Origin of the sequence: Nocardioides caricicola, assembly GCF_039541135.1 — a bacterium.
GTDB lineage: Bacteria > Actinomycetota > Actinomycetes > Propionibacteriales > Nocardioidaceae > Nocardioides > Nocardioides caricicola.
Map to the genome: position 1 here is coordinate 239,744 of NZ_BAABFQ010000001.1, position 19,404 is coordinate 259,147.

The window sequence follows — 19,404 nt, forward strand, 5'->3', positions numbered from 1 at the left end:
GTCGCCGTGACCAGACCTTGGCGGCGGCGGCACCTGGGGACCGAGGCCGACCGGGCCACGTTCCGGACGCTGCACAGCGCGTCGCTGGCCGCACCCGCGCTGCGGGCGGGGCTCACCCGCGACAGCGCCGAGCGCAGCATCCGGCACCTGCACGACCTGCTCGGCAGCAGCCCGGCGGTCGCGCTGACCGACCTGGCCGGGTCGCTCGCGTGGCACGGCGCCGGCCAGCACCACGAGGGGCAGAGCCGCGACCTCGCGGCCGCGACGGTGGAGCGCGGCAGCACCCGGATGTTCGACCGCTCCGACCTCCCGTGCACGGAGTCCGGCTGCGAGATCCGCACCGCGATCGTGAGCCCGCTGGTCGTGGAGGAGCGCGTGGTCGGCACCCTGCAGGTGTTCGCCGCGCACCCCACCGCCGGCCTGGCCCGGGCCGCCGACGAGGTCGCGCAGTGGGTGGGCGCCCAGCTCGAGCTCGCCGAGCTCGACGCCTCGCGCACCCGGCTGATGGAGGCCGAGGTCCGGGCGCTGCGGGCCCAGATCAGCCCGCACTTCATCTACAACTCGCTCGGCGCGATCGCGAGCTTCGTGCGCACCGACCCCGACCGGGCCCGTGAGCTGCTGCTGGAGTTCGCCGACTTCACCCGGTACTCGTTCCGCCGGCACGGCGAGTACACGACGCTCGCGGAGGAGCTGCGCTCGGTGGAGCGCTACCTGCTGCTCGAGCAGGCCCGCTTCGGCGACCGACTCCAGGTGACGCTGCGGATCGCGCCGGAGGTGCTCCCGGTCGCCGTACCCTTCCTCTGCATCCAGCCGCTGGTCGAGAACGCGGTGCGCCACGGGCTGGAGTCCGCCGAGGGCGGCGGGCACATCCGGATCGTGGCTCGCGACCAGGGGCAGGAGTGCGTCATCGAGGTGGAGGACGACGGCATGGGCGAGGACCCGGACGTCGTACGGCGCGCGCTGGCCGGCGACACCTCGCTCGACTCGACCGGGCTGGGCAACGTCGACGGGCGGCTCCGCAACGCGTTCGGCGACGACTTCGGGCTGGTGGTGGAGACCGCCCCGGGCCTGGGTACGAAGGTGGTCGTGCGGGTGCCGAAGTTCGCTCCGGGAGTGCACGCGTGAGGCGCGACGCGCCGCTGCGCGTGCTCGTCGTCGACGACGAGCGGCCCGCGCTCGACGAGCTCGCCTACCTGCTCGCGGAGGACGACCGGGTCGGCGAGGTCCTGACCAGCGACTCCGCGACCGAGGGGCTGCGGATCCTGCGCGAGTCCGACGTCGACGTGGTGCTCCTCGACATCCAGATGCCGGGGCTGACCGGGCTGGAGCTGGCCCAGGTGCTGCGCCGGTTCCGGACTCCGCCGCCGATCGTGTTCGTCACCGCGCACGAGCAGCACGCCGTGGAGGCCTTCGACGTGCGGGCCGTCGACTACGTGCTCAAGCCGGTCCGCGCCGACCGGCTCGCCGAGGCGATCCGCCGCGTCGTCGAGGGCGAGCGGACCCCGGCCGGCGACGACCCCGAGGTCGCCGTGGAGCGCGCCGGGGTCACACGCTTCGTGCACCGCTCGGACATCAGCCACGTGGAGGCGAGCGGCGACTACACCCGGCTGCACGTCGGTCCCGAGTCCTACCTGGTCCGCACGCCGCTGGCCACCCTGGCCGACGAGTGGGCGGGCGACGGGTTCGTGCGGATCCACCGCTCGCTGCTGGTCTCCCTCGCCCACGTGCGCGAGGTGCGGATGGACGGCGGCCGCTGCACGGTCGTCGTCGGCGAGCCGCCCGCGGAGCTCGGCGTGAGCCGCCGGCACACCCGTGAGCTGCGCGAGCTGTTGATGCAGAGCCGGTCCGGCACCGCCAGGAACGGGCCGTGACCACCGGGCCGTCGTCGGAGCGGGTGCGGGTCACCGGCCCGTCGCGCCGCCGTACCCCCGTCACGCGGACCGCGGACATCGACGACCAGACCCGGTTGGGCGGGGTCTACATGGGCTCGCTGCTGCGCGAGCAGCTGCGGCTCGCGATCGGGATCCTGCTCGTGCTCGCCCTGACCGTCGGCGTGCTCCCGCTGCTGTTCCACCTCGCGCCGGAGCTCGCCGAGGTCCACGTGCTCGGGCTGCCGCTGGGGTGGCTGCTGCTCGGCGTCGCGGTCTACCCGACGCTGCTGCTGCTCGGCTGGGTCTACGTACGCCGGGCCGAGCGCAACGAGCGCGACTTCGCCGAGCTGGTGTCCGAGGCGGACCGGTGAGCCCGGGCCTCGACGCTGCCCCCGGCGTCGTCGCGGTCACCCTCGTCACGCTGGCCACGCTCGGGATCGGGACGTGGGGCCTGCGGTTCTCGCGGACGACCAGCGACTTCTTCGTCGCGTCCCGGACGGTGCGCCCGCGGCTGAACGCCAGCGCGATCGGCGGCGAGTACCTCTCCGCGGCGTCGTTCCTCGGCGTCGCAGGCCTGGTGCTGACCTTCGGGGCCGACATGCTCTGGTACCCGGTCGGCTGGACGGCCGGCTACCTGGTGCTGCTGGTCCTGGTCGCGGCACCGCTGCGGCGCTCCGGCGCGTACACGCTGCCCGACTTCGCCGAGGCCCGGCTGGGCTCGCGCGGCGTCCGCGCGGCCTGCTCGCTGCTGGTGGTCGCCGTCGGCTGGCTCTACCTGCTGCCGCAGTTCCAGGGCGCCGGCATCACCCTCGCGGCGACGGTCGGGGCACCCACCTGGCTGGGGCCGGTGATCGTCGGACTGGTGGTGCTCGCGAACGTCACGTCGGGCGGGATGCGCTCGATCACGTTCGTGCAGGCGTTCCAGTACTGGCTGAAGCTCACCGCGCTGCTGGTGCCGGCGATGGTGCTGCTCGCGGTGTGGGCCTCCGACTCCGCACCGCGCACCTCCGGCAGCGACGGCTGGTCGGTGCCGCTCGCGCCCGGCGGGATGGAAGGCCTGTACGTCACCTACTCGCTGATCATCGCCACGTTCCTGGGGACGATGGGCCTGCCGCACGTCGTCGTGCGCTTCTACACGAACCCCGACGGCCGGGCCGCGCGGCGCACCACCCTCGTCGTGCTGGCCCTGCTCGGCGTGTTCTACCTGCTGCCTCCGGTGTACGGCGCCCTCGGCCGGATCTACGCGCCCGAGCTGGCCGAGCCCGGCCGTGCGGACGCGCTCGTGCTCGAGCTGCCGCGGATCATGGTCGACGGGCCGGCCGGCGAGCTGCTGACCGGCCTGGTCACCGCCGGCGCGTTCGCGGCGTTCCTCTCGACGTCGTCCGGGCTGGCGATCGCGGTCGCCGGCGTGCTCAGCCAGGACGTGACCGGGCGCTTCTGGGGCGAGCGCCGGCTCGGCGGCGTCGCGGCGTTCCGGCTCGGCGCGGTGGTCGCGGTGACCGTCCCGTGCGTGGTCGCGCTGGCCGCGCCGAACCTCGGCGTCGCGCGGGCGGTCGGGCTGGCGTTCGCGATGGCCGCCTCGACGTTCTGCCCGCTGCTGCTGCTCGGGATCTGGTGGCGCCGGCTGACCGACGCCGGCGCGATCGCGGGCCTGCTCGCCGGCGGCGTGGGCTGCGCGACCGCGATCGGGTGGACCCTCGCGTCGTCGACGGCCGACGGCTGGGCGGACACGTTGATGGGCCACCCGGCGGCGTGGACCGTGCCGCTCGCGCTGTCCACCATGGTCGCCGTCAGCCTGCTCACTCCCGACCGGGTCCCCGGCCACGCCGGCCGGTTCCTGGTCCGGCTGCACACGCCCGAGGTGGTCGAGGTGGACCGGGGCTGACGCTCACGCGGTACGCCGCGCGGCCATCTGCTCCCGGGCGCGCTCGACCACCAGGTCGACCACGTCGGCGTGCGCCCCGATCGGGTCGGCGACGACCGCGGCGGCGGCGCACTCGGCGCGCAGCCGGTCACCGAAGTGCCCCGGCGCCAGCAGGTACGGCGACACCGCGTCGTCCGCGCGCACCACCTCGGCGGGCCGTCGGCCGAGCCCGGCGAGGGTCGCCCAGCGGACCGGACCGCCCCACGCGGCGGACAGGTGCAGAGCGGCCAGCATCAGGTCGCGCGTCGCGAGCGGGTCCGTGGAGCCGGCCGCCACCATCACCACGGGCCGGCCGGGCTCGGCGCCGGCCGCCTGCAGCCGGGCGGCCTGCGCCGAGGCGAGCAGCGGGTGCGGCCCGAGCGCGCGGGTCCCGGCCAGGTCGTGCCGGACGTGGTAGCCGGTCGAGAGCAGCAGCGGCACCACCACGGTCGGCTCGGGTGTCGCCACCACCTCGGCGAACAGCGGCTCCGCGAGCTCGACGTACGTCGCGACCGCGGGCATGCCCAGGAGCTCGCCGGCGCCGGCGGTCAGGGCACGCGCGACGTCGTTGCCCGGGGCGTACCGCGTCCCGTGCGCGACGGTCACCAGCCTCATGGCGCCCCTCCGACGGCCAGCCGGTAGCCGCGCTTGACGACGGTCTGGACGGCGCGGGTGCCGAGGGCGGCGCGGAGCCGGGCGACCGCCATCTCCACCGCGTGCTCGGAGCTCGCCGTGCCCGACGGCAGCATCGCGAGCAGGGCCTGCCGCGAGACGACGTTGCCGGGGTTGGCGACCAGCGCCTGGAGCACGGCCGCGGGGGCCGGCGACAGCTTCACCTCGAGGCCGTCGAGGAGGACGTCCTCGCCGTGCAGCAGCAGCTGGTGGCCGCTGGCGAGCTCGATCGCGAGGCCGGAGCGGCGCGACGGGAGCTCGGTCTCGAGCTGCTTGACCATCGCGGCCAGCCGGGAACGTTCGGGGTAGATCGTCGGCACGCCCCACATCTCGAACGCCGCGGCGGTGACGGGCCCCACGCACGAGGCGACCACGTCCGCCTGGAACGCCGACACCACGTGCTCGCGGCGGCCGGTGGAGCCCGCCGCCTCCATCAGCGCCGCGACGGCGGGGGCGGACGTGAACGTCACCGCGTCCAGCTCGCCGTCGGCGATCAGGTCGATGAGCTTGAACATCGGCTCGGGGTCGTCCGCGGACTCGACCCGGTAGACCGTGACGGTCGTGACGTCGGCGCCCTGCCGGCGCAGCGCGTGCGCGACCATCGACAGCGACTGTCCGTGCTCCTGCACCACGATCCGCATCCCGTCGAGCGACCGGCCGCGCAGGTGCAGCAGGACGTCCTCGAAGCACTCGGACTCCGGCGCCCACAGCTCGCGCAGGCCGAAGCGCCGCAGCGCGCCCACGCTCTTCGGCCCACGCGCCAGGATCTCCGCGGACTCGAGGGAGGCCAGCAGCTCTGGGAGGATCCCCCAGCGCTCGGCGGCGGCGAACCAGGTCTTCATCCCGATGCCGGTGGTCGCGAGGAACATGTCGACCGGCCGGCTCAGCACCTCGTCGGTCGCCGCGCGCAGCTCGTCGTCCTCGACGTGGTTCGGGTCCGTCGACAGTGCCGGCGCCCACTCGACCGCCGCACCGCGGCGCTCCAGGAGCGCCACCTGCTCCTCGACCTTCCGCGCGGCCGTCACGCCGATGCGGAAGCCGCTCAACGGAAGGGACTCAGTCACTCGACGTCTCCTAGGGAGTCTCCTGGGGCGAGCCGATCAGCACCAGGCCGTCGTCGACCCGGACGTCGTACGTCTGGACCCGGACCTCCGCGTCGTCGAGGCACTGCCCGGTGCGCAGGTCGAACGCCTGCTTGTGCATCGGCGAAGCCACGAACGGGACACCCCCGCGGGTGCCCACGATGCCGCGAGCCAGCACCGACGCCTGCGAGAAAGGATCCCAGTTCGACATCGCGAAGACGTTTCCGTCGTGTGTCCGGAAGATTGCGACCGCAGCGCCCTCGACCAGCGCGGCGACGCCGCCCTCGACCTCGATCTGGTCGACCCGGCAGACGGGGATCACGGTGCACCCACCGGGATGGTCGAGCCCAGGGACACGGTCTCGGGGGCGATCTGGCCGCGCTCCTCGCGGAAGCTGATGCTCGGGTCCGGTACGTCGGGTGCATTGACGAACGACACGAACCGGGCCAGCTTCTCCGGGTCGTCGATCGTCGCCTTCCACTCGTCGAAGTAGCCGTCGACGTGCCGGGCCATCGCCGCCTCGAGCTCCGACCCGAGGCCGAGCGCGTCGTCGACGACGATCTCGCGGACCCGGTCCAGCCCGCCGTCGAGCGCGTCGATCCAGGGCGCGGTGCGCTGCAGCCGGTCGGCGGTGCGGACGTAGTACATGAGGAACCGGTCGAGGTAGCGGACCAGCGTCTCGGTGTCGAGGTCGCCGGCCAGCAGCCGGGCGTGCGCCGGGGTGGCGCCGCCGTTGCCGCCGACGTAGAGGTTCCAGCCCTTCTCGGTCGCGATCACGCCGAAGTCCTTGCCGCGAGCCTCGGCACACTCGCGGGCGCAGCCGCTGACGCCGCCCTTGAGCTTGTGCGGCGAGCGCAGCCCTCGGTAGCGCAGCTCCAGGTCGATCGCCAGCTGCACCGAGTCCTGGACGCCGTACCGGCACCACGTCGAGCCGACGCAGGACTTCACGGTGCGCAGCGACTTGCCGTACGCGTGCCCGGACTCGAAGCCCGCGTCGACCAGACGTCGCCAGATCTGCGGCAGCTGCTCCATCCGGGCGCCGAACAGGTCGATCCGCTGGCCGCCGGTGATCTTCGTGTACAGGCCGAAGTCGCGGGCGACCTCGCCGATCACGATCAGCTTCTCGGGCGTGATCTCGCCGCCGGGGATGCGGGGCACGACCGAGTACGTGCCGTTGCGCTGGATGTTCGCGAGGTACGCGTCGTTGGTGTCCTGCAGCGTGCGGGTGCCCTCGTCGAGCACGTGGCCGCCCAGCTGCGAGGCCAGGATCGACGCGATCGCTGGCTTGCAGATGTCGCAGCCGCGGCCGGTGCCGTGCCCCTCGACGACCTGGTCGAAGCGCGTGTAGCCGTGCACCGCGACCACGTCGAACAGCTCCTGCCGGGTCAGCGGGAAGTGCTCGCAGAGGCTGCGGTCGACCGACTGCCCCTGGCTGGCGTAGTAGTCCTCGATGATCTTCTTGGTCTGCGCCTTGCAGGAGCCGCAGGTGCTGCCGGCCCGGGTGGTCTCCCCCGCCGCGGCCGCCGCGATGATGTCGGCCTTGGTCACGTCGTTGCACGAGCAGACCTGCGCCTCGTCGGGCAGGCCGATCTCGGTGAGACCGCGGCCGGCCGGGAGGATCAGGTCCTCGGGGTTCTCCGGGAGCTCGATGCCCGGGTTGGTCGACGTGGCGACCATCGGCCGCAGGACGCCGTACGCCGAGGCGTCGCCGACGAGCACGCCGCCGAGCAGCTGCTTGCCGTCCTCGCTGATCACCAGCTTCTTGTAGACGCCGGTGACGGCGTCGGAGTACACGAGCTCCAGCGCGCCGGTGGTCGTCGCGTGCGCGTCGCCGAAGCTCGCGACGTCGACGCCGAGGAGCTTGAGCTTCGTGGACATGTCGGCGCCCTCGAACGTGCCACCACCCCCGAGCAGCGCGTCGACGACGACCTCGGCCATCGCGTAGCCGGGGGCGACCAGGCCGTACATCACGCCGTTCGGTGCCGCGCACTCGCCGATCGCCCAGATGTGCTCGTCGCTGGTGCGGCAGCGCTCGTCGACCAGGATGCCGCCGCGCTCCGCGAGCGCCAGGTCCGCCGTACGTCCGAGCTGGTCGCGGGGCCGGATGCCGGCGGAGAACACGACGATGTCGACGTCCAGCGGCTTGCGGTCCTTGAGCGCCATCCCGGTGACCTTGGTGGTGCCGAGGATCGCCTCGGTCATCGCGCCGGTGTGCACGGTGAGGCCGAGCTGCTCGACGTGCCGGCTCAGCGTGCGGCCGCCGGCGGCGTCGACCTGGACGGCCATCAGCCGCGGCGCGAGCTCGACGACGTGGGTCTCCAGGCCGAGCTGGCGCAGCGCGTTCGCGGCCTCGAGACCGAGGAGGCCGCCACCGACGACCGCGCCGCTCCTGGCCCGCTTGGCGGCCTTGCGGATCAGCTCGAGGTCCTCGATGGTCCGGTAGACGAAGACGTTCTCGAGGTCCTTGCCCGGCACCGGCGGGACGAACGGGTACGCGCCGGTCGCGAGCACCAGCTCGTCGTAGTGCAGGTCCTCGCCGGTGCTCAGCGTGATGATGCGCTGCCGCGGCGACACCGCCACGACCTCGGCACCGGTGCGCAGGGTGACCCGCGGGTCGTCGTACCGACCCTGCGGCAGCAGGCTGAGCGCCTTGGCGCCGACCTCGAAGAACGACGTCAGTGCGACCCGGTCGTACGCCGGGCGCGGCTCCTCGCCGATCACCACGACGTCGTGGGTCTCGGTGAGGCCGCGCTCGATGGCGGCCTGCACGAAGCGGTGGCCGACCATGCCGTGGCCGACGACCACCAGCTTCTTCCTCAGGTGGGGGCTCATACGGGGGCTCCTTCCTTGACGAGCTCGCGGACGGCCGAGAGGCAGCCGCCGCAGCCGGTGGTGGCGCGGGTGGTGTCGCGGGCCTCGTCGAGCGAGGCGCAGGCCCGGATCCGGCCGGCGCTGACGCCGGCGCAGGCGCAGACCTCGGCGTCGTCGGGCAGGACGACGGGGGCGACCGTGCGCTCGGCCATCAGCAGGGCGCCGGCCTCGTGCCGGCCGAGCACGGTGCCGCGGTCGTAGTGCTGGGTGATCAGCCCGATGCGGGACAGGTCGCCGACGAGCGTGGCGGCGACGATGACGCCGTCGCGGACGACCAGCTTGCGGTGGCTGCCGGTGACCGGGTTGGACATCTCGACCACCTCGCCGTCGGTGCGCTCCGGATCGCCGAGCACCGCGACGTCGAGGTCGGTGGCCCGCAGCCGAGCGACGGTGCGGGCGCCGTCGTACCTCACGTCCTCGCCGTTCAGGTGCCGGGCCAGCAGTGCCGCCTGCTCCCAGGCCGGGGGCACGAAGCCGGTGACCTGCGAGCCGTGCTGGGCACAGTCGCCGATCGCGTGGATGCGGGGGTCGCTGGTGCGCAGCAGGTGGTCGACGACCACGCCGCGGCGCACCTCCAGGTCGGCGCGGCGGGCCAGCGCCGTCGACGGGCGGCCGCCTGCGGTCAGCACCACGAGGTCGCTGTCGAGGGTGAAGCCGTTGTCGAGGACGAGTCCCGCGTCGGTCAGGCGGGTGGCGCGGGCGCCGGTGTAGACGGCGGTGCCGAGCCGCTTCAGGTCACGGGCGAGCATCGCGCCGGCCTTGGCGTCGACCTGGCTGCGCAACACGTGGTCACCGCCCTCGACCATCTCGGTCGCGAGGCCGCGCACGCTCAGCGCGCGGGCGACCTGCAGGCCGAGCAGCCCACCGCCGACGACCACCGCGCTGCGCGCGTGCCGGGCCGCGGCGTCGAGACGCAGGCAGTCGTCGAGGCTGCGGAACGCGTGCACGCGGCCGTCCAGCCGGCCGTCGATCCGCACGATGCCGCGGATCGGCGGCAGCGTCGGGATGCTGCCGGTCGCCAGCACGAGCACGTCGTACGGCACCCGCGAGCGGTCGGCGAGCTCGACCTCCTGCTCGGCGCGGTGGATCTCGACGGCGCGGGCGCCGACTCTGAGATCGACGTCTCGCATCGGCAGCCGCAGGCTGTCGGGGCTGTGCGTGCCCTCGAGCACCGCGGACAGCAGGATCCGGTTGTACGGCGCGTGCTGCTCGTCGCCGAGCACGGTGACGGTGTGACCGGGGCGGCCCGCGAGCCCGTCGGCCAGGCGCGCGGCCGCCATGCCGGCGCCGACGATGACGATGCGGCTCATGCGGTCACCGCCGCGGCGCAGACCTTGAACTCGGGCATCCGGCTCGACGGGTCGAGCGCGTCGTTGGTGAGCCGGTTCGCGCCGACCCAGTGGAACGGGACGAACACAGTGTCCGGGCGGATCGTGTCGACCACGCGGGCCGGCGCCTTGAGCTCGCCGCGGCGGGTGCTGACCACAACCGGGCGGCCGTCGTACGCGCCGATGCGGTCGGCCAGCATCGGGTGCAGCTCGACGAACGGGCCGGCGTCGGGCAGCTCGCGGACCCGCCGGGTCTGGGCGCCGGACTGGTACTGCGCGAGCACCCGGCCGGTGGTCAGGTGCAGGGGGTACGCCGCGTCGACCGGCTCGGCCGGGCCGCGGTGCTCGACGGGGACGAACCGGGCGCGGCCGTCGGCGTGTGCGAACGAGTCCGCGAACATCCGCGGGGTGCCCCAGAACACGCCGTGCTCGGCGCGGATCCGGTCGTAGGTGATCTCGGAGTAGTCCGCCTTCCCGCCCGCCGAGGCCCGGCCGAGCTCGGCGAAGACCTCCTCCGGGTCGGTGGCGAAGTCGTGCCCGAGGCGGGCGGCGAGGCCTGCGATCACGTCGAGGTCGCTGCGCACGCCGTCCGGCGGCGCGGCCGCCTGCTGCCGCAGGATCACCCGGCCCTCCAGGTTGGTCATCGTGCCGGTCTCCTCGGCCCACTGCGTCACCGGCAGCACGACGTCGGCGAGCGCCGCGGTCTCGCTGAGGACGAGGTCGGCGACGACCAACAGGTCCAGTGAGGCGAGGCGCGCGGCGACGTGGGTGGCGTTGGGCGCGGACACGACGATGTTGCTGCCGAACACCAGCAGCGCCTTCGGCCCGGCGTCGGTGCCGAGCGCATCGAGCAGCTCGTACGCCGACCTGCCCTTGCCCGGCAGGGACGACGGCTCGACCCCCCAGACCCCGGCGACGTGCTCGCGCGCGGCCGGGTCGTCGATCATCCGGTAGCCGGGCAGCTGGTCGGCCTTCTGGCCGTGCTCGCGCCCGCCCTGGCCGTTGCCCTGGCCGGTCAGGCAGCCGTACCCGGCGTGCTCCTTGCCGGGCATGCCGAGCGCGAGCGCGACGGCGATCCAGGCGAGCACGGTGTCGGTGCCCTGCGCGTGCTGCTCGGCGCCGCGCGCCGTCAGCACCATGACCTTCTCGGCGTCCCCGACGAGCTCGGCGAGCTCGCGGAGCTCGGCCGCGGACACCCCGCTCACCCGCTCGACCCGCTCGGGCCACCAGGCGGCGGCGGTACGTCGCACGTCCTCCCACCCGGTGGTGCGCGTGGCGACGTACTCCTCGTCGACGGCGTCGGCGGCGTCGATCAGGTGCAGCAGCCCGAGCGCGATCGGCAGGTCGGTGCCGGGCACCGGTTGGAGGAACACGTCGGCGCGGTCGGCGGTCGGCGTCCGGCGCGGGTCGATGACGACCACGCGGCCGCCGTTCTCCCGGAGCCGGTCGAGGTGGCGCGCGGCCGGCGGCATGGTCTCGGCCAGGTTGCTGCCGACCAGCACCAGGACGTCGGTGTGCTCGATGTCGGCGAGCGGGAACGGCAGCCCGCGGTCGATGCCGAACGCCTGGTTGCCCGCTGACGCGGCCGACGACATGCACCAGCGGCCGTTGTAGTCGATCTGGCTGGTGCCGAGCGCGACCCGAGCGAGCTTGCCCAGGGAGTACGCCTTCTCGTTGGTGAGACCACCACCGCCGAAGACGCCCACGGCGTCCTTCCCGTGCTCCGCCTGGAGCGCACGGAGCCGGCCCGCGACGAGGTCGAGCGCCTCGTCCCACCCCGCCGCCCGCAGCTCCCCGGTCGCGCGGTCGCGCACCAGCGGCGTGGTCAGCCGCTCGCGGTGCCCACGCAGGCCGGTGGCCGTCCAGCCCTTGCGGCACAGGGCTCCCTCGTTGACGGGGAACTCCGCCCAGGGCTGCACCTCCAGCGTGCGACGGCCCTCGAGGACCATCCCGCACTGGAGCGAGCAGTAGGGGCAGTGGGTCGTGGTCATTCAGATCCCGGCCATCGCCAGCTTCGTCGCACGCGACGGGCGGCGGAGGTACACCGCCACGGTCACCAGCGCGCAGACCACGTAGAAGCAGGTGAACACCACGAACGCGCCCTTGGTGGCCGACAGCGGGTCGTCGACCCACGGCGAGCTGAACGCCAGCGGGATCAGGAAGCCGCCCATCGCGCCGACCGCGCCGATCACGCCGAGCGCCGCCGAGGACTGCTTGGTCGCGGCGGACAGCGCGGCCGCCCGCTCCGGTGTCCCCGGGGCCGTGGTCTCCTCGGCCTCGCGGCGCCAGATGGACGGGATCATCTTGTACGTCGAGCCGTTGCCGATGCCGGTCGAGGCGAAGATCAGCAGGAAGAACCCGAGGAACCAGGGGAACCACGACTGGTTGTCCGAGGCGATGGACGGGTCGGCCGTCGGGTTCGGCGCCAGCTGGGTCAGCGTCCAGAGCATGCAGAGCGTGAACACGGTCAGCCCGACGAACGCACCGAGCGTGACCCGCGCCCCGCCGAACCGGTCGGCCAGCCAGCCGCCGAACGGCCGGGTCAGCGAGCCGACCGCGGCGCCCAGGAACGCGTAGTAGGCGAAGAAGATCCCGGTGCCGAGCGGCGCCGGCTCCGGCACCCAGAAGTTCAGCTTGATCAGCAGCGGCATCGCGGCGGAGTAGCCGATGAACGACCCGAACGTCCCGATGTAGAGGAACGCCATGATCCAGGTGTGCGGCTTGCGCACCACCGCGAGCTGCTCGCGCGGCTTGCTCGTCGCGCTGGTGAGGTTGTCCATCCAGAGGTACGCCGCGACCGCCGCGCAGACCGCGAGCCCGGCGTACACGAACCCGGCGGTCTGCAGGTGGATCCCACCGTCCGACGCCTGCACGAGGCCGAAGATCCCGGCGCCCCCGACGAGCACCGGCAGCAGCAGCTGGATGATCGCGACGCCCGCGTTGCCGCCCGCGGCGTTGAGGCCGAGCGCGGCGCCCTTCTTGGCGGCCGGGTAGAAGAAGTTGATGTTCGCCATCGAGCTGGCGAAGTTGCCGCCGCCGAAGCCGGCGGTCGCGGCGATCAGGCAGAACACCCAGTACGGCGTGCCCGGGTCGCGCACCGCAACCGCGAACAGCAGCGTCGGGACCAGCAGCAGCGCGGCGCTGATCATCGTCCAGTTGCGGCCGCCGAACTTCGGCACCGCGAACGTGTAGGGCAGCCGGAGCAGCGAGCCGACGAGGTTGGGCAGCGCGACCAGCAGGAACAGCTGCTGGGGGCTGAACGAGAAGCCCATCTGGAGCAGGAACGCCGCGCTCACGCTCCAGATCAGCCAGACCGAGAAGCCGAGGTGCTCGGCGAAGATCGACCAGACCAGGTTGCGTCGCGCGACCTGCCTGCCGCCGTTCTCCCAGAACTCGGCGTCCTCCGGCCGCCAGTCGTCGATCCACCGCCCGGGCCTCTGCGCACTCGTCATGCCACTCAATCTCGGCGCCGGACGTTTCACCCGGACCAGGCCGCCGTACCGGAAACGTCAACTTCTCCTCACGACCTCACGCGCCCGGTTCCGGACGATCTGCGGCGGAAGCGACCGCTCGTCGCACGGAAGCGACCGTTCACCGACGTGACCGGGGCCGCTCGGCGCTGAGCGGGTTCGCGGCCTTGCCGCCCCGGGTAGGCGCTGGGCAGGGTGACGGCGATCACAGCCGGGTGCCCCCCAACGCACAGCCCAGCGCACAGCCCAGCGCACAGCCCAGTGAACCGCCCAGAGAAGAGGTGTTCCGTGGCCGACGTCAACCAGGAGCCGCACGAACAAGCGGCTCGTCACGATCCCGCATACGACCAGCTGCACAGCGAGCCGGACTTCCACGAGCTGCGCCGCGCCTACCGCGCCTTCGTGTTCCCCGCGACGGTCGCCTTCTTGTCCTGGTACCTGCTCTACGTGCTGATGAGCATGTGGGCGCCCGGCTTCATGAGCAAGCAGATCGTCGACAACATCAACGTCGCGCTGGTCTTCGGCCTGCTCCAGTTCGTGACGACGTTCCTGCTGGCCTGGCTCTACAGCCGCTACTCCACCGCGCGGCTGGACCCGCTGGCCCGCACGCTCGACGAGCAGTACCTCCGGTTGACCCGCGGCACGAACGAAGGGGGGCGCTGACGTGGACGGCGACCAGGCACTCACCACCACGCTGTTCCTCCTCGTCGTCCTGCTGACGGTCGCGATCACCTTCTGGGCGAGCCGGCAGACCAAGGGCGCGGCGGACTTCTACGCCGGCGGACGCGGGTTCTCCGGCGTCCAGAACGGCCTGGCCATCGGCGGCGACTACATGTCCGCGGCGTCGTTCCTCGGCATCTCCGGCGCCATCGCGCTGAGCGGGTACGACGGCTTCCTGTACTCGATCGGCTTCCTCGTCGCGTGGCTGGTGGCGCTGTTGCTGGTCGCGGAGATGCTGCGGAACTCCGGTCGCTACACGATGGCCGACCAGCTGGCGTTCCGGATGCGGCAGCGCCCGGTGCGCACGGCCGCGGCGACGTCCACGGTCGTCGTCTCGATCTTCTACCTGCTCGCCCAGATGGTCGGCGCCGGCGCCCTCGTCGCGCTGCTCCTCGGCGTGGACGGTGAAGCGGCCAAGAACCTCACGATCTTCGTGGTCGGCGCGCTGATGATCTTCTACGTCACCGTCGGCGGCATGAAGGGCACCACCTGGGTGCAGATCGTCAAGGCGGTCCTGCTGATGGGTGGCTCGGCGCTGATCGTGGTGCTGGTGCTCGCCGAGTTCGGCTTCAACCTCTCCGACCTCCTCGGCACCGCCGCGTCCAACAGCGGCAAGGGCCAGGCGTTCTTGGAGCCCGGGCTGAAGTACGGCGTCTCGACGACCAGCAAGATCGACTTCGTCAGCCTCGGCATCGCCCTGGTGCTCGGCACCGCGGGTCTCCCGCACATCCTGATCCGCTTCTACACCGTGCCGACCTCGCGGGACGCCCGGAAGTCGGTGCTCTGGGCGATCGGCCTGATCGGCACCTTCTACCTGTTCACGCTGGTGCTGGGCTTCGGTGCGGCGGCGATGCTGACCTCGGACAAGTACGCCGAGGTCGCGGCCTCCGGAGGCAACCTGGCCTCACCACTGCTGGCCGAGGCGGTCGGCGGCGGCGAGGGCACGACCGGAGGCGCCGTCCTGCTGGCACTGATCTCCGCGGTCGCGTTCGCCACCATCCTGGCCGTGGTCGCGGGCCTCACCCTCGCCTCGTCGGTGAGCGTGGCCCACGACCTCTACAACAGCGTCGGCAAGCGGGGCACGGCCACCGAGGCGCAGGAGCTCCGGGTCACCCGGATCGCCGCGTGCGTCATCGGCCTGATCGCGATCCTCCTGGCGATCCCGGCGCAGCGGCTCAACATCGCCTTCCTGGTCGCGCTCGCGTTCGCGATCGCCGCGTCGGCGAACCTGCCGTCGATCGTCTACAACATGTTCTGGAAGCGCTTCAACACCCGGGGCGCGGTCTGGAGCATCTACGGCGGCCTGATCTCGTCGGTGGGCCTGGTGATCTTCTCGCCGATCATGTCCGGCAAGGGGATCGACCCGAACACCGGGAAGAACCTCTCGCTCCTGCCGACCAGCATCGACATCTCGTGGTTCCCGCTCGAGAACCCCGGCATCGTGTCCATCCCGCTGGGCTTCTTCCTGGGCTGGCTCGGGACGGTGACGTCGCGGGAACCGACGGCCGAGGAGCGCTACACCGAGCTCGAGGTCCGCGCCCTCACCGGCGCAGGCGCCGAGCAGGCCGTGCAGCACTGACCCCTGTCCATCCGGTACCCGCCACGTCCTAGTGTGGCGGGTACCACTACTTCCCTCGTCAGACCGCAGGAGTGATCGTGAGCGAAGAGACCCTGTCCAACCTCCTCAAGGAGGAGCGTCGGTTCGAGCCGCCGGCCGAGATCGCAGCGGATGCGAACCTCAAGGCCGAGGCGTACGACCGCGCCAAGGCCGACCGGGAGGGCTTCTGGGCCGAGCAGGCCGAGCGGCTCGACTGGGCGCAGAAGTGGGACCGGGTGCTCGACTGGGACGACCCGCCGTTCGCGAAGTGGTTCGTCGGCGGCAAGCTCAACGCGGCGTACAACTGCGTGGACCGGCACGTCGAGGCCGGACGCGGCGACAAGGTCGCGCTGCACTGGGTGGGTGAGCCCGAGGGCGACAGCCGCGACATCACCTACGCGCAGCTGCAGGACGAGGTCTCCCAGGCCGCCAACGCCCTGACCGAGCTGGGCGTGGCCACCGGCGACCGCGTCGCGATCTACCTGCCGATGATCCCCGAGGCCGTCGTCACCATGCTGGCCTGTGCCCGCATCGGTGCACCGCACACCGTGGTGTTCGGCGGCTTCTCGTCCGAGGCGCTGGCGTCGCGGCTGGTTGACTGCCAGGCGAAGGTCATCGTCACCTCCGACGGCGGCTACCGGCGCGGCTCCGCGGCGGCGCTGAAGCCGGCCGTCGACGAGGCCCGCGAGAAGGCCGCCGCGCACGGCCACACGGTCGACAAGGTGCTCGTCGTGCGCCGCACCGGCCAGGACGTCGCGTGGGACGAGGCAGTGGACGTCTGGTGGCACGACGTCGTCGACGCCGCCTCGACCGAGCACACACCCGAGGCGTTCGACGCCGAGCACCCGCTCTACGTCATGTACACCTCGGGCACCACCGGCAAGCCGAAGGGCATCCTGCACACGACCGGCGGCTACCTGGTCGGCACGTCGTACACGCACTGGGCGGTGTTCGACCTCAAGCCGGACACCGACGTCTACTGGTGCTCGGCCGACATCGGCTGGGTCACCGGCCACTCGTACATGGTCTACGGGCCGCTCGCGAACGGCGCGACGCAGGTGATGTACGAAGGCACGCCGGACAGCCCCGAGCGCGGCCGCTGGTGGAAGATCATCCAGGACTACAAGGTCACGATCTTCTACACCGCTCCCACCGCGATCCGCTCGTTCATGAAGCAGGGTCGTGAGATCCCCGACCGCTTCGACATGTCGTCACTGCGGATCCTCGGCTCGGTCGGCGAGCCGATCAACCCGGAGGCCTACGTCTGGTACCGCCACGTCATCGGTGGCGACCGCACGCCGGTCGTCGACACGTGGTGGCAGACCGAGACCGGCGCGATCATGATCAGCCCGCTGCCGGGCGTGACCGCCGGCAAGCCGGGCTCGGCGATGACCGCGATCCCGGGCGTCTCGGCCGAGGTCGTGGACAACGACGGCAAGGCGGTGCCGAACGGCTCCGGTGGCTACCTCGTGCTCACCGAGCCGTGGCCGTCGATGCTGCGCACGATCTGGGGTGACGACGAGCGGTTCAAGGACACCTACTGGTCGCGCTTCCGCGAGCACGGCTTCTACTTCGCCGGCGACGGCGCCAAGAAGGACGAGGACGGCGACATCTGGGTGCTCGGCCGCGTCGACGACGTCATGAACGTCTCCGGCCACCGGCTGTCGACCACCGAGATCGAGTCCGCGCTGGTGTCGCACCCGAAGGTCGCCGAGGCCGCGGTCGTGGGCGCCAAGGACGAGGACACCGGCCAGGCGGTCTGCGCGTTCGTGATCCTGCGCGAGGAGGCGGGCGACGGCGGCGAGGACATCGTCTCGGAGCTGCGCACCCACGTCCGCAAGGAGATCGGCCCGATCGCGACCCCGCGCCAGATCATGATCGTCCCGGAGCTGCCGAAGACCCGCTCCGGCAAGATCATGAGGCGCCTGCTGAAGGACGTGGCCGAGCACCGCGAGGTCGGCGACGTGACGACGCTCGCCGACAGCTCGGTGATGGACCTGATCTCGAAGGGGCTCAGCTCCCCTACGGCTGAGGACTGACCCGCCCGGTCTCGTAGGCCCACATCGCGATCTCGACCCGGTTCCGGGCGGCCAGCTTGGTCATCAGGCTCGCGATGTGGGTCTTCACCGTGCTCAGGCTGATGTGCAGGTCGCCGCAGATCTCGGCGTTGGTGCGGCCCCGGGCGACCGCGGCCAGCACCTCCTCCTCGCGGCTGGTGAGCGGCTCGACCGGCTGGGCGGGCGCGGGCTTCGCCGTCGCGGCGAACGCCGCGAGCAGCCGGACCGTGACGCTCGGGGCGATCAGGGCGTCGCCCTGGGCCGCCGCGTGCACGGCCTGGACCAGCAGCTCCGGGCCGGCGTCCTTGAGCAGGAACCCACGCGCACCGGCCCGCAGCGCGCCGTGGACGTACTCGTCGAGGTCGAACGTCGTGATCACGACGACCGCGATCGGGTCCACCACGTCCGGGCCGGCGAGCAGCATCGTGGCCTCGAGCCCGTTCATCTCGGGCATCCGGATGTCCAGGAGGCACACGTCCGGCCGCAGCTCGCGGGCCAGCGCGACCGCGGTCCTGCCGTCGCCGGCCTCGCCGACCACCTCGATGCCCGGCTGCGCGTCGAGGATCATCCGCAGGCCGGTCCGCACGATCTCCTGGTCGTCGGCGACCAGCACCCGGATCGTCATCCGGCCTCCCTGGGCAGCACCGCGGACACCGTCCAGCCGCGCTCCGGGCCAGGCCCGGCCTCGAGCGTGCCGCCGAGCAGCGCGGCGCGCTCGGTCATGCCGATGACGCCGTACCCGGACGTGCCCCGGTCCGGCGGCGCCGGGTCGCCGTCGTCGCGCACGGTCAGCCGCACCACGTCGCCCTCCCCCGCGACCCGCACCTCGACGGCGGTGGCGTGCCGGGCGTGCCGGACCACGTTGGTGATCGACTCCTGGGCGATGCGGTAGATCGCGGCGCCGACCGTTGGCCGCACGTCGTCGACGCCGGTGACCGTCACCTCGACCCGGGGCGCTCCGCCGGTGGCCGCCGCGAGCCGCTCCAGGTCGCCGAGCCCCTGCATCGGCGTGAGCTCGGCGTCGGCGTCCTCGCGCAGCGCGGACACCAGCGTGCGCAGCTCGGCGAGCGTCCGCGTCGCCTCGCCCTCGATCACCTCGAGGGCCTCGGTCGCCGCCTCCGGCCGGGTCGCGCCGACCACGCGCCCGGCCTGGGCGCGGACGACGATCGCGGACACGTGGTGGGCGACCGTGTCGTGCAGCTCGCGGGCGAGCTGCTCGCGCTCGCGCACCCGCACGTCGTGCCGGGCCCGGTGCTGGGCGCTGGTCGCGAGCCGGACCACGAGGCCGAGCGACTCGGCCAGGGACAGCACGACGAAGCCGCCGACGAGCTCACCCGCGGTCGCGCTGGGGTCCTGGGCGATCCCGACGACCGCGGCCACCGCAACGACCGCCGTACCGGCGACGACGTCGCGGCCCGAGCCCCACCGCAGCAGGGCGTACGGCAGCAGCAGCACGAACGCCGTGGCGTTGAGCCCGACGACCTCGTCGGCACCCCCGAGGATCGCGACCAAGTTGAAGACGATGACGGTGCCGAACGCCAGCGCGATCGCCTCGAGCGGGCGGGTGCGCCGGATCAGGAGCGTGGGGACGACCGCGAGCGTGACGGCGAGGGACGCCACCCGCCACTCGGCGTCGTCGCGGAACACCGCCTCCAGCACCGCCGTGACCGCGAAGCCGCCGACCAGCAGCCAGTCCCGCCACATCGGACCGGGCGGGTTCGGCACTCTCGGCGTGGCCCAGAGGGCGCGGGCGGCTCTGCTCGGCACACACCCAGCCTAGGGAAACCACGGCTCCGCACATCGGCCGATCGGCCGAGTCGACTCCGGCCCGTC

General features: G+C 72.7%; 16 protein-coding genes. 7 read left to right on the top strand and 9 right to left on the bottom strand.

The window, feature by feature from the left end; all coding sequences use genetic code 11:
- Positions 1–6 precede the first annotated feature (6 nt).
- From ABD875_RS01310 to ABD875_RS01325, 4 genes are read left to right on the top strand one after another with little or no spacing between them, the layout of a single operon-like run.
- Positions 7–1,125 carry a sensor histidine kinase gene (locus tag ABD875_RS01310; protein WP_345170659.1) on the top strand — a complete coding sequence of 373 codons (1,119 nt, stop codon included), beginning with the start codon at positions 7–9 and terminating at the stop codon, positions 1,123–1,125.
- Positions 1,122–1,871, top strand: coding sequence for a LytR/AlgR family response regulator transcription factor (locus ABD875_RS01315; RefSeq protein WP_345170660.1), 750 nt, complete (start codon positions 1,122–1,124; stop codon positions 1,869–1,871). Before ABD875_RS01310 ends, ABD875_RS01315 begins: the two co-directional genes overlap by 4 nt.
- A complete protein-coding gene (locus ABD875_RS01320; RefSeq protein ID WP_345170661.1) occupies positions 1,868–2,242 on the top strand; it encodes a hypothetical protein in 375 nt (124 codons plus the stop codon). Before ABD875_RS01315 ends, ABD875_RS01320 begins: the two co-directional genes overlap by 4 nt.
- Positions 2,239–3,756 carry a sodium/solute symporter gene (locus ABD875_RS01325; protein ID WP_345170662.1) on the top strand — a complete coding sequence of 506 codons (1,518 nt, stop codon included), beginning with the start codon at positions 2,239–2,241 and terminating at the stop codon, positions 3,754–3,756. The genes ABD875_RS01320 and ABD875_RS01325 overlap by 4 nt, the downstream gene beginning before the upstream one ends.
- A 3-nt stretch (positions 3,757–3,759) precedes the next feature.
- On the opposite strand, the gene ABD875_RS01330 is transcribed toward ABD875_RS01325, so the two are convergent.
- From ABD875_RS01330 to ABD875_RS01360, 7 genes are read right to left on the bottom strand one after another with little or no spacing between them, the layout of a single operon-like run.
- Positions 3,760–4,389 carry a sirohydrochlorin chelatase gene (locus ABD875_RS01330; protein WP_345170663.1) on the bottom strand — a complete coding sequence of 210 codons (630 nt, stop codon included), beginning with the start codon at positions 4,387–4,389 and terminating at the stop codon, positions 3,760–3,762.
- The gene (locus tag ABD875_RS01335; RefSeq protein ID WP_345170664.1) at positions 4,386–5,510 is read right to left on the bottom strand and encodes a uroporphyrinogen-III synthase; all 1,125 of its coding nucleotides are present in this window, start codon (positions 5,508–5,510) and stop codon (positions 4,386–4,388) included. The genes ABD875_RS01330 and ABD875_RS01335 overlap by 4 nt, the downstream gene beginning before the upstream one ends.
- 10 nt (positions 5,511–5,520) lie before the next feature.
- Positions 5,521–5,850, bottom strand: a complete 330-nt coding sequence (gene nirD, locus ABD875_RS01340; protein WP_345170665.1) for a nitrite reductase small subunit NirD — start codon at positions 5,848–5,850, stop codon at positions 5,521–5,523.
- Positions 5,847–8,360, bottom strand: coding sequence for a nitrite reductase large subunit NirB (gene nirB / locus ABD875_RS01345; protein ID WP_345170666.1), 2,514 nt, complete (start codon positions 8,358–8,360; stop codon positions 5,847–5,849). The genes nirD and nirB overlap by 4 nt, the downstream gene beginning before the upstream one ends.
- On the bottom strand, positions 8,357–9,709 hold the full coding sequence (locus ABD875_RS01350) for an FAD-dependent oxidoreductase (RefSeq protein WP_345170667.1): 1,353 nt from the start codon (positions 9,707–9,709) through the stop codon (positions 8,357–8,359). The genes nirB and ABD875_RS01350 overlap by 4 nt, the downstream gene beginning before the upstream one ends.
- Positions 9,706–11,718: a molybdopterin oxidoreductase family protein gene (locus ABD875_RS01355; protein WP_345170668.1), complete on the bottom strand. Its 2,013-nt coding sequence runs from the start codon at positions 11,716–11,718 to the stop codon at positions 9,706–9,708. The genes ABD875_RS01350 and ABD875_RS01355 overlap by 4 nt, the downstream gene beginning before the upstream one ends.
- Positions 11,719–13,179 carry an MFS transporter gene (locus ABD875_RS01360; RefSeq protein ID WP_345170669.1) on the bottom strand — a complete coding sequence of 487 codons (1,461 nt, stop codon included), beginning with the start codon at positions 13,177–13,179 and terminating at the stop codon, positions 11,719–11,721.
- Between the two features lie 306 nt (positions 13,180–13,485).
- Here ABD875_RS01360 and ABD875_RS01365 point away from each other — a divergent pair, with 306 nt between their 5' ends.
- The 3 genes from ABD875_RS01365 to acs all read left to right on the top strand — a co-directional run bounded on the left by ABD875_RS01365 (position 13,486) and on the right by acs (position 17,553).
- Positions 13,486–13,860: a DUF485 domain-containing protein gene (locus ABD875_RS01365; protein ID WP_345170670.1), complete on the top strand. Its 375-nt coding sequence runs from the start codon at positions 13,486–13,488 to the stop codon at positions 13,858–13,860.
- A 1-nt stretch (position 13,861) separates the two neighbouring features.
- Entirely contained in the window at positions 13,862–15,496 is a 1,635-nt protein-coding gene (locus tag ABD875_RS01370) for a solute symporter family protein (protein WP_345170671.1), read from the top strand.
- 77 nt (positions 15,497–15,573) lie between these two features.
- On the top strand, positions 15,574–17,553 hold the full coding sequence (gene acs, locus ABD875_RS01375) for an acetate--CoA ligase (protein ID WP_345170672.1): 1,980 nt from the start codon (positions 15,574–15,576) through the stop codon (positions 17,551–17,553).
- On the opposite strand, the gene ABD875_RS01380 is transcribed toward acs, so the two are convergent.
- The gene (locus ABD875_RS01380) at positions 17,537–18,196 is read right to left on the bottom strand and encodes a response regulator (RefSeq protein WP_345170673.1); all 660 of its coding nucleotides are present in this window, start codon (positions 18,194–18,196) and stop codon (positions 17,537–17,539) included. The two genes, acs and ABD875_RS01380, sit on opposite strands and share 17 nt — an antisense overlap.
- On the bottom strand, positions 18,193–19,338 hold the full coding sequence (locus tag ABD875_RS01385) for a sensor histidine kinase (RefSeq protein WP_345170674.1): 1,146 nt from the start codon (positions 19,336–19,338) through the stop codon (positions 18,193–18,195). The genes ABD875_RS01380 and ABD875_RS01385 overlap by 4 nt, the downstream gene beginning before the upstream one ends.
- Positions 19,339–19,404: the final 66 nt, after the last annotated feature.

Excerpts from the sequence above, each read along its gene's own strand:
- ABD875_RS01360 (WP_345170669.1), bottom strand. The coding sequence starts at position 13,179 with ATGACGAGTGCGCAGAGGCCCGGGCGGTGGATCGACGACTGGCGGCCG.
- ABD875_RS01330 (WP_345170663.1), bottom strand. The coding sequence starts at position 4,389 with ATGAGGCTGGTGACCGTCGCGCACGGGACGCGGTACGCCCCGGGCAAC.
- ABD875_RS01350 (WP_345170667.1), bottom strand. The coding sequence starts at position 9,709 with ATGAGCCGCATCGTCATCGTCGGCGCCGGCATGGCGGCCGCGCGCCTG.
- ABD875_RS01355 (WP_345170668.1), bottom strand. The coding sequence starts at position 11,718 with ATGACCACGACCCACTGCCCCTACTGCTCGCTCCAGTGCGGGATGGTC.
- ABD875_RS01380 (WP_345170673.1), bottom strand. The coding sequence starts at position 18,196 with ATGACGATCCGGGTGCTGGTCGCCGACGACCAGGAGATCGTGCGGACC.
- nirB (WP_345170666.1), bottom strand. The coding sequence starts at position 8,360 with ATGAGCCCCCACCTGAGGAAGAAGCTGGTGGTCGTCGGCCACGGCATG.